Raw genomic sequence first — 12,855 nt, 5'->3', positions numbered from 1 at the left:
TGAGAGGGACGGAATGAAACCGACCGAGAGTGCCGCCGCCCCGCTCTCGCGGGCGCGCGGCCGCGCGGCCTGCGTGGCGATCACCTCCGGGCTCCCCGGCGTCGTGGTCGGTCTCGCCGCCGTCGTGCTCGCCAGCGGGATCTACCGGGCCGTGAGCTCCGGCCACGGGCTCTTCCCCGGCGGCGCCGAGGGCTGGTCCCTCGCCGTCCTCACCGGACTCATCGTCGGACACCTCGTGGCCCTCGGCCGGGACCGCTGGTGGGGCGGTACCGGCTCCGGCGCCGCCCTCACCCTCGCCGTCCTGCTCCTGTACGGCTGGGTGCCCGCCGGACTCGTCTCCATGGCCGTCGTCGTCCTCGTCGGCGCCGCCCGCCGCCACCGCTGGCGCCAGGGCCTCCTGCACGGCTCCGTGGACGTCCTCGGCGTCGGCGCGGCCGCCCTGGTCCTCGCCGCCTTCGGAGACGTACCGACCGTCGAGAACCCCTGGCAGCCCCCCGCCTGGGGGATCTCCGACATCCCCGAGGTCGCCCTTGCCGCCGGCACCTACCTCGTGGTGACCCGGCTGCTCCTCTGGTACTCCCTCTCGCCCCAGGGCGGGCTGCCGACGGTCGCCCGCACCGCCCTGCTCCGCCAGGGCCTCGTCGCCGTCGCGCTGCTCGGCATCGCGCCGCTGATCTGCGTCGTCGCCGTCTCCCAGCCGCTGCTGCTTCCGCTCTTCGCCGTCCCGCTCATCGCCCTTGACTCCACGCTCTGGATCGCCCGCGCCCGCGCCGAGGAGCAGCTGAAGGACCCGCTCACCGGCCTGCCGAACCGCCAGTGGCTCCTGGAGCGGGCCTGGACCGCCCTGGAGCAGGCCGAGGGCGAGGGCGCCCGTTCCGCGCTCGTCCTGATCGACCTCGACCGCTTCCGATCGGTCAACGACACCCTCGGGCACCTCGCGGGAGACCGGCTGCTCCTCCAGATCGCCGAGCGGCTCAAGCTCGCCCTGCCGCGCGGAGCGGAGGCCGCCCGGCTAGGCGGCGACGAGTTCGCCGTCCTGCTCCCCATCGCCGACTCCACCACCAGCGCCCAGCGCGTCGCCCGCCACCTCGTCGCCGAACTCTCCTCGCCGCTCGACCTCGACGGGCTCACCCTCGTCCTGGAGGCCAGCGCGGGCGTCGCCGTCTTCCCCGACCACGCGCTCGACGCCGAGGGTCTCCTGCGCCGCGCCGACGTCGCCATGTACCAGGCGAAGCGGGACCGTACGGGCGTCGAAGTGTACGAGTCGAAGCGCGACTCCAACACCCCCGACCGGCTCGGTCTCCTCGGCGACCTGCGCCGCGCCCTGGACGCCGGCGAGGTCGAGCTGCACTACCAGCCCAAGGTCCGCTTCGACGGCCAGGTCGCCGGCCTGGAGGCCCTGGTCCGCTGGGTGCACCCGGAGCGCGGCCGGGTCCCTCCGGACGAGTTCATCGCCATCGCCGAGTCCTCCGGCCTGATGCCGCACCTCACCGAGTACGTCCTGGAGACCGCGCTCGCGCAGGTGGCCCGGTGGCGGGCCCAGGGGTTGAACGTTCCTGTGGCCGTCAACGTCTCGCCCCGCGACGTCCACACCCCCGGCTTCGCGGGCGCCGTCGCCGCCCGTCTGGCCCGCCACGGCGTCCCGGCCGGGGCGCTCCAGCTGGAGATAACCGAGCACGTGCTCCTGGAGGACCCGCAGCGCGCCGCCGACACCATGGCCGGCCTGACCGGCCACGGCGTGAAGATGTCCCTGGACGACTTCGGCACCGGCTACTCCTCCCTCGTCCACCTGCGCCGCCTCCCGGTGAGCGAGCTGAAGATCGACCGCTCCTTCGTCGCCCGGCTCGCCGTCGACGCGGAGGACGCCGAGATCGTCCGCTGCACCCTGGACCTCGCCCACTCGCTCGGCCTGCTCGTGGTCGCCGAGGGCGTCGAGGACGACGAGACCTGGGAGCGGCTGCGGGACCTGGGCTGCGACGCCGTCCAGGGCTGGCTGGTCGCCGCCGCGATGCCGCCCGCCGAGACGACCGCCTGGCTGCGCGCCCGCGGCGAGCACGGCTGGCGCCGCCCCTCCGAGGAGGCCGCCGAGCTCCGGGCCCTGGAGGCCGCCGAGACGGCCTCGCCCGTGGACCTCGACCACCCCTCGGGCCAGGTGGTGCAGTAGCCCCCGCGCGAGTGCCGCGGACGAACCGTTTCACGGGTGGCGGTGCGGGCCCCATAGGATTGGGCCAACACCATCAAACTCACCCCGTGAGGATCGCATGCCTGGCATCACGCGCGAGGAGGTCGCCCACCTCGCACGGCTGGCGCGTCTGGAGCTGAAGGGCGAAGAGCTCGATCACTTCGCCGGTCAGCTCGACGACATCATCGGCGCGGTCGCCCGCGTCTCCGAGGTCGCCGACCAAGACGTACCGCCGACCTCCCACCCGCTGCCGCTGACGAACGTCATGCGCGCGGACGAGGTCCGTCCGTCGCTCACCCCCGAGCAGGCGCTCTCCGGCGCCCCGGCCCAGGAGCAGCAGCGTTTCAAGGTGCCGCAGATCCTGGGGGAGGACTAATCACATGACGGACAGCACCATCATCAAGCTCACGGCCGCCGAGATCGCCGCGAAGATCGCCTCCGGCGAGCTCACCGCCGTCGAGGTGACCGAGGCCCACCTGGCCCGGATCGAGGCCGTCGACGAGAAGGTCCACGCCTTCCTGCACGTCGACCGCGAGGGCGCCCTCGCCCAGGCCCGCGCCGTGGACGAGAAGCGCGCCAAGGGCGAGAAGCTCGGCCCGCTCGCCGGTGTCCCGCTCGCGCTGAAGGACATCTTCACCACGTCCGGCATGCCGACGACCGTCGGTTCGAAGATCCTCGAAGGCTGGATCCCGCCGTACGACGCGACCCTGGTCAAGAACCTGAAGGCCGCCGACGTCGTCATCCTCGGCAAGACCAACATGGACGAGTTCGCCATGGGGTCCTCCACCGAGAACAGCGCCTACGGCCCCACCGGCAACCCCTGGGACCTCACCCGGATCCCCGGCGGCTCCGGCGGTGGCTCCTCCGCCGCCCTCGCCGCGTACGAGGCCCCGCTCGCCATCGGCACGGACACCGGCGGCTCGATCCGCCAGCCCGCCGCCGTCACCGGCACCGTCGGCGTCAAGCCGACCTACGGCGGCGTCTCCCGCTTCGGCATGGTGGCCTTCTCCTCCTCCCTCGACCAGGGCGGCCCCTGCGCCCGTACGGTCCTGGACGCGGCCCTGCTGCACGAGGCCATCGCCGGGCACGACCCGCTGGACTCGACCTCCATCGACGCCCCGGTCCCGCAGGTCGTCGAGGCCGCCCGCAACGGCTCCGTCGCCGGCATGCGCGTCGGTGTCGTCAAGCAGTTCCGCGGCGAGGGCTACCAGGCCGGTGTCGTGCAGCGCTTCGACGAGTCCGTCGAGCTCCTCAAGGAGCTGGGCGCCGAGATCGTCGAGCTGGACTGCCCGACCTTCGACCTCGCCCTGTCGGCGTACTACCTGATCGCGCCGTCCGAGTGCTCCTCCAACCTGGCCCGCTTCGACGCCATGCGCTACGGCCTGCGCGTCGGCGACGACGGCACCCGGTCGGCCGAGGACGTCACCGCCCTCACCCGTGAGGCCGGCTTCGGCGACGAGGTCAAGCGCCGCATCATCCTCGGTACGTACGCGCTCAGCTCCGGCTACTACGACGCGTACTACGGCTCGGCGCAGAAGGTCCGCACGCTCATCACCCGCGAGTTCGAGCAGGCCTTCGAGCAGGTGGACGTGATCGTCTCCCCGACGACCCCCACCACCGCCTTCCCGATCGGCGAGCGCGCCGACGACCCGATGGCGATGTACCTCGCGGACCTGTGCACCATCCCGACCAACCTGGCCGGCAACGCCGCCATGTCGCTGCCCTGCGGCCTCGCGCCGGAGGACGGCCTGCCGGTCGGCCTGCAGATCATCGCCCCTGCCATGAAGGACGACCGGCTGTACAAGGTCGGAGCCGCCGTCGAGGCCGCCTTCGTGGAAAAGTGGGGTCACCCGCTGCTTGAGGAGGCTCCGTCGCTGTGAGTGCCATGGCAAAGAAGGCCAAGAACTTCAAGAAGTCGAAGACCGGCGTCTACGTCTCGCTTGCGACCACCGCGTTCGGTGCCATCAGCGTCGCGAAGCAGGCCAAGATGGCCCGCAATGACAACGACATGCTGCGGCTGATCGACTCCGCCGTGTCCGCCGCCGCCATCGTCACCGGCCTCGCGATCCTTTACCGCGAGCTGAAGCGCCTCGGCGACGACGACGTCCTGCTGGGCTGAGAGGGAAGTTCCACCGTGACTGTCACTGAACTGCTGTCGTACGAAGCCGCGCTGGCCGCGTACGACCCCGTCATGGGCCTGGAGGTCCATGTCGAACTCGGTACGAAGACCAAGATGTTCTGCGGTTGTTCGACCGAGCTGGGCGCCGAGCCCAACTCGCAGACCTGCCCCACCTGTCTCGGTCTGCCCGGCTCGCTCCCGGTCGTCAACGCGATCGGCGTCGAGTCGGCCGTGAAGATCGGTCTCGCGCTGAACTGCGAGATCGCCGAGTGGTGCCGCTTCGCCCGGAAGAACTACTTCTATCCGGACATGCCGAAGAACTTCCAGACCTCGCAGTACGACGAGCCGATCGCCTTCAACGGCTATCTGGACGTCCAGCTGGAGGACGGGGAGATCTTCCGCGTGGAGATCGAGCGCGCCCACATGGAGGAGGACACCGGCAAGTCGCTGCACGTCGGCGGCGCCACCGGCCGTATCCACGGCGCGTCCCACTCCCTGCTGGACTACAACCGCGCCGGCATCCCGCTCATCGAGATCGTCACCAAGCCCATCGAGGGCGCGGGCGAGCGGGCCCCCGAGGTCGCCAAGGCGTACGTCGCCGAGCTGCGCGAGCTGATCCGCGCCCTGGGCGTCTCCGAGGCGCGCATGGACAAGGGCCAGATGCGCTGCGACGTGAACCTGTCGCTGCGCCCCAACGGCACGCAGACCTTCGGCACCCGCTCGGAGACGAAGAACGTCAACTCGCTCCGTTCGGTGGAGCGGGCGGCGCGCTTCGAGATCCAGCGCCACGCGGCCGTGCTGACCTCCGGCGGCACGATCGTGCAGGAGACCCGGCACTTCCACGAGGAAGACGGCTCCACCACCTCGGGCCGGATCAAGGACAACGCCGAGGACTACCGGTACTTCCCGGAGCCCGACCTCGTCCCCGTCGCCCCGGCCCGTGCGTGGGTCGAGGAGCTGCGCGGCGAGCTGCCCGAGCTGCCGCGCGTGCGCCGCAACCGGCTCCGCGAGGAGTGGGGCGTGTCGGAGCACGACATGCAGTCCATCCTCAACGCGGGCGCGGTCGACCTGATCGTCGCGACCACGGACGCCGGCGCCCCGTCGGACCAGGCGCGCAAGTGGTGGATGGGCGAACTGGCCCGCTCCGCCAACGAGTCGGGCACTGCCCTGGACGAGCTGCCGATCACCCCGGCGCAGGTCGCCCGGGTGACCGAGCTGGTCGCCTCCGGTGACCTCACCGACAAGCTGGCCCGCCAGGTCATCGAGGGCGTGCTGGCCGGCGAGGGCGGCCCGGACGAGGTCGTCGAGAAGCGCGGCCTGAAGGTCGTCTCCGACGAGGGCGCGCTCGGCACGGCGGTCGACGAGGCCATCGCGGCCAACGCGGGCATCGCCGACAAGATCCGCGGCGGCAAGGTCGCGGCGGTCGGCGCCCTGGTCGGCGCGGTCATGAAGGCCACCCGCGGCCAGGCGGACGCGGCGCGCGTGAAGGACCTGATCCTGGAGAAGCTGGGCGTCAGCGAGGGCTGATCGACTGGTTGTCTCGTACGCGTACGAGGGCGGCGCCCCGGGTCCACTGGACTCGGGGCGCCGCTCTTTTGCGTCTCAACCAGTCGGCTGCGCCTGGCGCAGCCCGGCGACGAGGACGGTGACGAGGCGGCGGGCGTCGTAGCGGGGGTCGCTCTCGGCGCCGATGCAGAGGTTGCCGATGCCGCGCATGAGTTGGTACGCGTCGAGGTCGAGGTCGGCGCGGATCTCGCCGGAGGCGACGGCGGCGTCGAGGAGTTGGTCGCAGACCGGCACGAGCCGCTCGAGGAAGTAGGCGTGCAGGGCCTCGAAGCCGGGGCCGTCGCCCTGCATGGCGGCGGCCAGGCCGTGCTTGGTGACCAGGAAGTCCACGAACTGGTCGACCCACTGGGTCAGGGCCGCGTGTGGCGTCGGGCTGTCGGCCAGCAGTCCGGGACCGGCTTCGGCGCAGGCGTCGACCTGGTGGCGGTAGACGGCGATGACGAGGTCGGCGCGGGTGGGGAAGTGCCGGTAGATCGTGCCCATCCCGACGCCCGCGCGGGCCGCGATGTCGCGCACCGGCGCGTCGACACCCGAGGCGACGAAGGCCGCGGCCGCCGCCTCCAGCAGGGTCTGCTGGTTGCGCTGGGCGTCCTTGCGCTTGGACCGGGCCGAACTTCCCGGGGCCGGGACGTTTTCGCTCACCGCGGCACTCCTTCCACAACCACACACGGGTCTTGTGAAACGGAACAGTGTTCCGTATCGTTAACGGAGCGATGTTCCGTTTCATTCATGATGGCAGATCGCACGCGTGAGCGTGCGCCGACGACGGAAGGCACCTCCATGTCCGACGACACCTCGATGGCCACGGTCGTATCGGCGAGGCCGATCGTCCTGCCCGCCCCAAGTGGCCGGGGCGGGGACCTCCAGGTCCGCGTCTCCGCCCCCGCGACCGGCGGCGACCTGCCCGTCGTCGTCTTCTCGCACGGCTTCGGCTGGTCGATGGACGGCTATGCCCCGCTGGCGGACCACTGGGCGGCGCACGGCTTCGTGGTCGTCCAGCCGACCCACCTCGACTCCAGGACGCTCGGCATTCCGGCCGAAGATCCGCGTACGCCGCGGATCTGGCGCCATCGGATCGAGGACATCACGCGGGTGCTGGACGGCCTCGACACGCTGGAGGCCGCCGTCCCGGGCCTGGCGGGTCGCGTCGACCGCGAGCGCGTGGCGGTGGCGGGGCACTCCTGGGGCGCGCAAACCGTCGGCACGCTGCTTGGAGCGCGTGTCCTCGACGCGGACGGGGTGCCGGGCGAGGACATGTCCGACCCCCGGGTCAAGGTGGGCGTGTTGCTCGCGGCGGCCGGCCTGGGCGACGACCTGACGCCGTGGGCGGCGGAGCATCTCCCGTTCATGAGGCCGTCGTTCGCCACCATGACCACGCCGGCCCTGGTCGTCGCCGGTGACAAGGACCAGTCCCATCTGTCGACCCGCGGACCGGACTGGTTCACCGACGCGTACACCGGCAGCCCCGGGCCCAAGACCCTGCTCACCTTGTTCGGCGCCGAGCACTCGCTCGGCGGCATACCCGGCTACGAGGTCGCCGAGACGACCGACGAGAACCCCGCGCGGGTGCGGCTGATCCAGCGGGTCACGACGGCGTTCCTCCGTGGGGCCCCGCTGGAGGAGGACCTCGGCCCGCTGGGGAACGTACGGAGCAAGTAGCCGACCAGGCGCCAGTAACGGGAAAGGAGCGCTGGTGCGAGGGGGACGGACTGCGGCTTGGGGAGGGCACGCGTCGTCAGGGAACCAGGGCTGAAGCGAGTTCCCGCCACTCTCGTTCCGGCAGTGTGGTCGGGTCCGCGCCCAGCACTTGCAGGCAGACGTGGTCGGCCCCGGCGTCGAGGTGCTGCTGAACGCGGCGGCGGATCGCCTCTGTGTCTCCGTACGCGACGATCGCGTCCACCAGGCGGCGACTCGGGTCGCCGCCGACGTCCTCGTCACCGAAACCGAGCCTTCGGACGTTCGCCTGCTGGTGCGGCGCCGCTGCGAGATAGCCGGCGACGTGTGCCGTGGCCACCTCCCGGGCCCGGGCGAGGTCGGTGTCCAGGACGACGGCCTGCTCGACCCCGAGAAACGCGTCCGGCCCCATGATCGTCCGGGCCTGCGCGGTGTGTTCGACGGGCACGAAGTAGGGGTGCGCGCCCCAGGTGCGTTCGGCGGCCAGTGCGAGCATCTTCGGCCCGAGGGCCGCGAGGACACGGCGTGGAGCCGGGTCCGGTACGGGGCCGTGGGCGGGTGTGGCGTCCATGGCTTCGAGGTAGGCGCGCATCGTGGTGAGCGCCCTGCCGCGGGCCGGGACGGGATAGCCGTCCACGTGATGAACGGTGTCGTCGACCCTGTGCCCGCCGAGGCCGAGTACGTAGCGTCCGGGGAAGGCCTCGCCGAGCGTACGTGCTGCGGCGGCGGTGGCGATCGCGTCGCGGAAGGCGATGTTGGCGATGCCGGACGCGACGGTGATCCGGCGGGTCGCCGACAGGAGTAACCACGCCTGGCCCACCGAGTCGCGGCCGAACGCCTCTCCGTACCAGATGGCACCGTAACCGAGTTCCTCCAGCTCCGCCGCCGATTCACGCACGCGTCCGGCGGGTTGCCCGTCGTAGGCGAAGGTCCATATCCCGACCCGGCCGAGCCCGGTCCGTGCGTCGTCAGTCATCAGTACTCCTTGGGAAGGCATTCCGGAGAGGTTCTCCGTTTTCGTGGCTGCCGCTACGATACGGAGAACCTCTCCGGTTGGCCATCCCGGGAGTTGACCGAAGGGCAGGACGATGACGACCACGCAGCGCACGGACGCCCGTCTCAATCGGGAACGTCTGTTGGCGACGGCGCGGGAAGTGTTCGCAGAAGCCGGCCCCGGAGCGTCCCTCAACGAGATCGCCTCCCGTGCGGGGGTGGGCCCCGGGACCCTCTACCGCCACTTCCCGAACCGAACAGCTTTGCTGGCCGCGGTGCTGAGGGACCGGATCGAGGCGTTGTGCGCGCATGCGGAAGACTTGCTCGCCTCGGAGAGCGCCGACGAAGCCCTGGCGCAGTGGCTGCGGGCCTTCCTGGCCCACGCGCGTGTGAGCCAGGGCATCGGAAGTGCCCTGATGGTGGGATCGGCCGGGGAGCTGGGCCTCGACTGCCACCGACGCATCCTCGGCGCGGCGGCCGGTCTGCTCACACGGGCTCAGCGGCAGGGAACGGCTCGCACCGACCTCACCGCCGACGACCTCCTCCAACTCGTCATCGGCATCGCGCTGTCCACCGCGCGCCCCGAAGACGCCGGGCAGCCCGACCGGTTGCTGGCCCTGGTGCTGGATGCCACGCAGGCGGTACCACGTCGTTCGGCCCCGCTCCCGGACGTGGTCAGGTCCTCGGGCGCACGGTGAACGTGGTGCCCGGGGACGCGTAGTCGACCGGGCCGTCGAAGCGGGCCGAGGCGCGGGTCACCGCCTCCTCCGGGGTGAGGAACCGTCCGACGTGCGTGACGAGCAGCCGGCCCGCGCCGGCCGCGCGGGCCGTGTCGCCGGCGTCCTCCGGGGTGTGGTGCACCTGTTCGCCCTCGGCCGGTGGCTCCGGGCTCTCCGCCTCGCACAGCAGCGCGTCGCAGCCCTCGGCCAACTCCGTCAGGCTCGGGCACGGCGCGGTGTCGCCGGAGTACACCAGCGACCCTCCCGCTCCCTCGACGCGGACGGCGAAGGCCGGGATGCCGTGCGCCACCGCACGGCTGGTCAGCCGCAGCGAGCCGACGTCGGCCCGGTGTCCGTCGTACAACTCGGTCACGGCGAAGGCGGATTCGACCGGGCTGCGGCCGGCCGTGTTGGTGAGGAACCCGGCCAGCCGGTCGGCGATGCCGGGCGGGCCGTAGAGCGGGATCGGCGCCGCCAGGCGGATGTCCGCGTACAGGAGGCCGTAGTACGCGGTGAGCAGGTCCGCGCTGTGGTCCGCGTGCAGGTGGGAGATCCAGACGGCGTCCAGGTCGTCCAGGCGGACGTGCTGTTGGAGCGGGCCGAGGGTCCCACTGCCCGCGTCCATCCAGATCCGGGTGCCACCGCTCGACACCAGGTAGCCCGAGCAGGGGTTGTCGACACGGGGGTACGGCGTCGCGGAACCCAGGACCGTAAGGCGCAGCTCCTCAGTCATCCTGGGATCGTAGAACGTGTGATCCACAGCCGAGGGCCCGTCGGCGCTCTAGGCTGTCCGGATGACCGGAGTGGACGTGAGCGGGCCGTCGCAGGACATGTCCCGTGGGCTGTATTTCGGGTTCACCCTGGCCGTGGTGGTGCTCGGCTGGATCATCGCCGGGGCCATCGCGGGGGTCTCGTACCTGGCATCGGGGCTGGAGGCGATCCCGATCATGATCGGTTTCGTCGCGTGCTGCGCCCATGCCGTCGTCCTGCGCCTCCTTCACTGCGCCTGGTGGCTGGCCTTCCTCTCCTTCCTCCCGGGGCTGTTCGTCCTCGTCGGCTCCGTCGAGTACCCGGTCGAGGCCGCGCTCGGCAGCCGGGGCGACCCGGGCGGGCAGCTCCAGGTGCTCGCCCTCGGACTGGTCGGCTGGGCGGGGATCACCCTGCTCGCCGGGTGGCGCGGATTCGTACGTCGACGGGCGGGGCGCCGACCGGCTTTTGACGAGGCGTGACCGAAATACGGGCAGGGGACGTTCACCACCGCGTCCGAATCGGGTCTTCTCTCCGTCACCCGGCCTCACTACCGTCCCCCAGGTACCACCCAATGGCTCGAAGGCGAACCATTGGCCGTCGACTGGAGGTCGGTCTTGTCCCCCGAGAAGTCCCGGATGTCCCGCCGCAAGGTGCTCGCCCTGGGCGGAGGCGCGCTCGGCGCCGCGGCTGCCGGTTCGCTGCTCCCGCCGTCGCTCCAGGAGGCGATCGCCGCGGGGCCGCCGGCCGGGGGCATGTCCGCCGTGCGGCACGTGGTGATCCTCATGCAGGAGAACCGTTCCTTCGATCACTACTTCGGCACCCTCCGCGGTGTCCGCGGCTTCGGTGACCGCAACGCGATCGAGCTGCCCTCCGGCAAGCCCGTCTTCGAGCAGCCCGCCGCCCTCGGCCGGACCGTGCTGCCGTTCCCGATCCGGGGCGCGGCCGAGACGCAGGCGAAGGACCTCCAGTACATCGGCGACCTCGACCACTCCTGGAGCGGTGGCGCCAAGGCCTGGCACGAGGGCTGGATGGACGGCTGGGTCTCCGCCAAGACCGCCGCCACCATGGCGTACTACGACCGCCAGGACATCCCGCTCCACTACGAGCTCGCGGACACCTTCACCATCTGCGACGCCTACCACTCGTCCACGCACACCTCGACGAGCCCCAACCGCAACCACCTGTGGTCCGGCTGGACCGGTTACGAGGCCGACGGCAGCCGCGCCGTCACCAACGCCGCGTACGCCGAGGGCACCCACCCCGGCTACTCCTGGCCCACCTACGCCGAGCGCCTCGAAGCGGCCGGGCGGAGCTGGAAGACGTACACGGAGTGGGAGAACTTCACCGACAACAACATCGAGTTCTTCACCTCCTTCAAGAAGATCGCCCGCAAGGCCCTCGCCCCGACCGGCGGCCACACCTTCATGGAGTCCTTCTACGCCGCCGTGCGGGATACCGAGGACGCGGGTGAGCGGGCCCGGCTGCTCGCCGCCCTGGAGGACGGGGTCGCCACGCTCAGCGCCGCCGAGCGCTCGCTCTTCGAGCGCGGCCTTCGCCGGGTCGAGACCGGGAAGCTCGCCGACGCCTTCCGCGCCGACGTCGCCGCCGGGACGCTGCCGGAGGTCTCGTACCTCGTGCCGTCCGCGATCGACTCCGAGCACCCCGGCTCCTCCTCGCCCGTCGCCTCCGCCTCCCTCGTCTACAAGGTGCTCGACGCCCTCGGCGCGCACCCGGACGTCTGGCGTCACACCGTCCTGCTGATCAACTACGACGAGAACGACGGCTTCTTCGACCACGTGCCGCCGCCCGTCCCGCCGGCCGACAACACGGACGAGCGCTGGAAGGGCCTGCCCACCGGCCTCGGCATCCGGGTCCCGATGCTCGTCGTCTCGCCCTGGTCGCTCGGCGGCTACGTCTGCTCCGAGACCTTCGACCACACCTCGGTGATCCGCTTCCTGGAGCAGCTCACCGGCATCAAGGAACCCAACATCACCCCCTGGCGGCGGGCCGCCGTCGGCGACCTGACCTCCGCCTTCGACTTCCGGCGCACCCACCGGCAGCCCGACGTCCAGGAGCCCGGCCCGATCCCGCCGTTCTCCGGCCGCTGGCGGCCGCAGCCCCCGCTGGTCCAGACGATGCCGGTCCAGGAGCCGGGCACCCGCCCGGCCAGGCCGCTGCCGTACCAGCCGGACGCCCAGGCGCGGGTCGGCGCCGAGATCACCGTCGACCTCAAGAACACCGGGAAGGGCTCCGCGCACTTCGCGCTGTACCCGTACGCGGGTGAGTTCACCGTCCCCCAGCACCGCGATGTAAGGGGCACGGCACAGTGGGCGGTACCCCTTACGCGTGATCATTACCGGTTCACGATCACCGGCCCGAACGGCTTCCGCCGCGAGTTCGAGGGTCCGGCGACGGGCGGCGCCGAGCTCGCCTCGCACATCGACCACCATGACCGTGACCTGCATCTCACCGTACGGAACACGGGCTCCGCGCCGGTCTCCTTCACCGTCCGCCCGCTCGGATACGTGGACCCCGAAGACCTCGGCGACCTGCGCGACTGGAGCCGTACGGTCAAGGTGAAGCCCGGCCGCAGCCGTACCCTCGTGCACTCGGCCGCCGACGCGCACGGCTGGTACGACGTCGAGGTGACCGCCCCGGGCGGCTTCCGCCGACGGCTCATGGGGCACATCGAGAACGGGCGGGCCAGCGTCTCCGGCTGAGACCCCTCGTACGCGGCGTTCGCGCGGGGGCCCGGGTCCAAAGGCCCGAGCCTCCGCGCGGCGCTGTGAGTATCGACACGAATGGGGCATTTGATCTTATTGGGCTGCGAGAGTGGGCTCATCCAGGTCAAG

Annotated in this window: 12 protein-coding genes; 9 read left to right on the top strand and 3 right to left on the bottom strand. The window is 71.5% G+C overall.

From position 1 onward, the window contains the following. Window positions 1–13: 13 nt before the first annotated feature. From AB0F56_RS03840 to gatB, 5 genes are all read left to right on the top strand, one after another. Entirely contained in the window at window positions 14–2,164 is a 2,151-nt protein-coding gene (locus AB0F56_RS03840) for a bifunctional diguanylate cyclase/phosphodiesterase (RefSeq protein WP_362003584.1), read from the top strand. A 97-nt stretch (window positions 2,165–2,261) separates the two neighbouring features. Next, on the top strand, window positions 2,262–2,558 hold the full coding sequence (gene gatC, locus AB0F56_RS03835; protein WP_015036350.1) for an Asp-tRNA(Asn)/Glu-tRNA(Gln) amidotransferase subunit GatC: 297 nt from the start codon (window positions 2,262–2,264) through the stop codon (window positions 2,556–2,558). A 4-nt stretch (window positions 2,559–2,562) separates the two neighbouring features. Then, window positions 2,563–4,062 (top strand): Asp-tRNA(Asn)/Glu-tRNA(Gln) amidotransferase subunit GatA, encoded by a 1,500-nt coding sequence (gene gatA / locus AB0F56_RS03830; RefSeq protein WP_362003582.1) that lies wholly within the window; start codon window positions 2,563–2,565, stop codon window positions 4,060–4,062. A gap of 5 nt (window positions 4,063–4,067) precedes the next feature. Continuing rightward, a complete protein-coding gene (locus AB0F56_RS03825; RefSeq protein WP_189513203.1) occupies window positions 4,068–4,301 on the top strand; it encodes a hypothetical protein in 234 nt (77 codons plus the stop codon). Window positions 4,302–4,316: 15 nt separating this feature from the next. Next, window positions 4,317–5,828: an Asp-tRNA(Asn)/Glu-tRNA(Gln) amidotransferase subunit GatB gene (gatB, locus tag AB0F56_RS03820; protein WP_362003580.1), complete on the top strand. Its 1,512-nt coding sequence runs from the start codon at window positions 4,317–4,319 to the stop codon at window positions 5,826–5,828. 75 nt (window positions 5,829–5,903) lie between these two features. Here gatB and AB0F56_RS03815 read toward each other — a convergent pair whose 3' ends face one another. Then, window positions 5,904–6,509 carry a TetR/AcrR family transcriptional regulator gene (locus AB0F56_RS03815; protein WP_362003579.1) on the bottom strand — a complete coding sequence of 202 codons (606 nt, stop codon included), beginning with the start codon at window positions 6,507–6,509 and terminating at the stop codon, window positions 5,904–5,906. A gap of 138 nt (window positions 6,510–6,647) precedes the next feature. On the opposite strand from AB0F56_RS03815, the gene AB0F56_RS03810 reads away from it, so the two are divergent. Next, window positions 6,648–7,526, top strand: a complete 879-nt coding sequence (locus AB0F56_RS03810; RefSeq protein WP_362003577.1) for a chlorophyllase — start codon at window positions 6,648–6,650, stop codon at window positions 7,524–7,526. A gap of 76 nt (window positions 7,527–7,602) precedes the next feature. Here AB0F56_RS03810 and AB0F56_RS03805 read toward each other — a convergent pair whose 3' ends face one another. Then, window positions 7,603–8,517, bottom strand: a complete 915-nt coding sequence (locus tag AB0F56_RS03805) for a TIGR03620 family F420-dependent LLM class oxidoreductase (RefSeq protein WP_362003575.1) — start codon at window positions 8,515–8,517, stop codon at window positions 7,603–7,605. Window positions 8,518–8,629: 112 nt separating this feature from the next. On the opposite strand from AB0F56_RS03805, the gene AB0F56_RS03800 reads away from it, so the two are divergent. Beyond that, complete coding sequence (locus AB0F56_RS03800) at window positions 8,630–9,232, top strand: helix-turn-helix domain-containing protein (RefSeq protein WP_362003573.1); 603 nt, start codon at window positions 8,630–8,632, stop codon at window positions 9,230–9,232. Here the strand turns inward: AB0F56_RS03800 and AB0F56_RS03795 are convergent. Beyond that, window positions 9,210–9,986: an MBL fold metallo-hydrolase gene (locus AB0F56_RS03795; protein WP_362003571.1), complete on the bottom strand. Its 777-nt coding sequence runs from the start codon at window positions 9,984–9,986 to the stop codon at window positions 9,210–9,212. The genes AB0F56_RS03800 and AB0F56_RS03795 overlap by 23 nt on opposite strands. Before the next feature lie 61 nt (window positions 9,987–10,047). Between AB0F56_RS03795 and AB0F56_RS03790 the strand changes: the two genes are divergently transcribed. Both AB0F56_RS03790 and AB0F56_RS03785 read left to right on the top strand, forming a co-directional pair. Continuing rightward, window positions 10,048–10,482, top strand: coding sequence for a hypothetical protein (locus tag AB0F56_RS03790; RefSeq protein WP_362003569.1), 435 nt, complete (start codon window positions 10,048–10,050; stop codon window positions 10,480–10,482). 156 nt (window positions 10,483–10,638) lie between these two features. Continuing rightward, entirely contained in the window at window positions 10,639–12,723 is a 2,085-nt protein-coding gene (locus AB0F56_RS03785; RefSeq protein WP_362003567.1) for a phosphocholine-specific phospholipase C, read from the top strand. Window positions 12,724–12,855: the final 132 nt, after the last annotated feature.

Source organism: Streptomyces sp. NPDC026092, from assembly GCF_040638605.1.
Lineage (GTDB): Bacteria > Actinomycetota > Actinomycetes > Streptomycetales > Streptomycetaceae > Streptomyces.
This window is presented reverse-complemented; position numbering and strand designations above follow the sequence as displayed.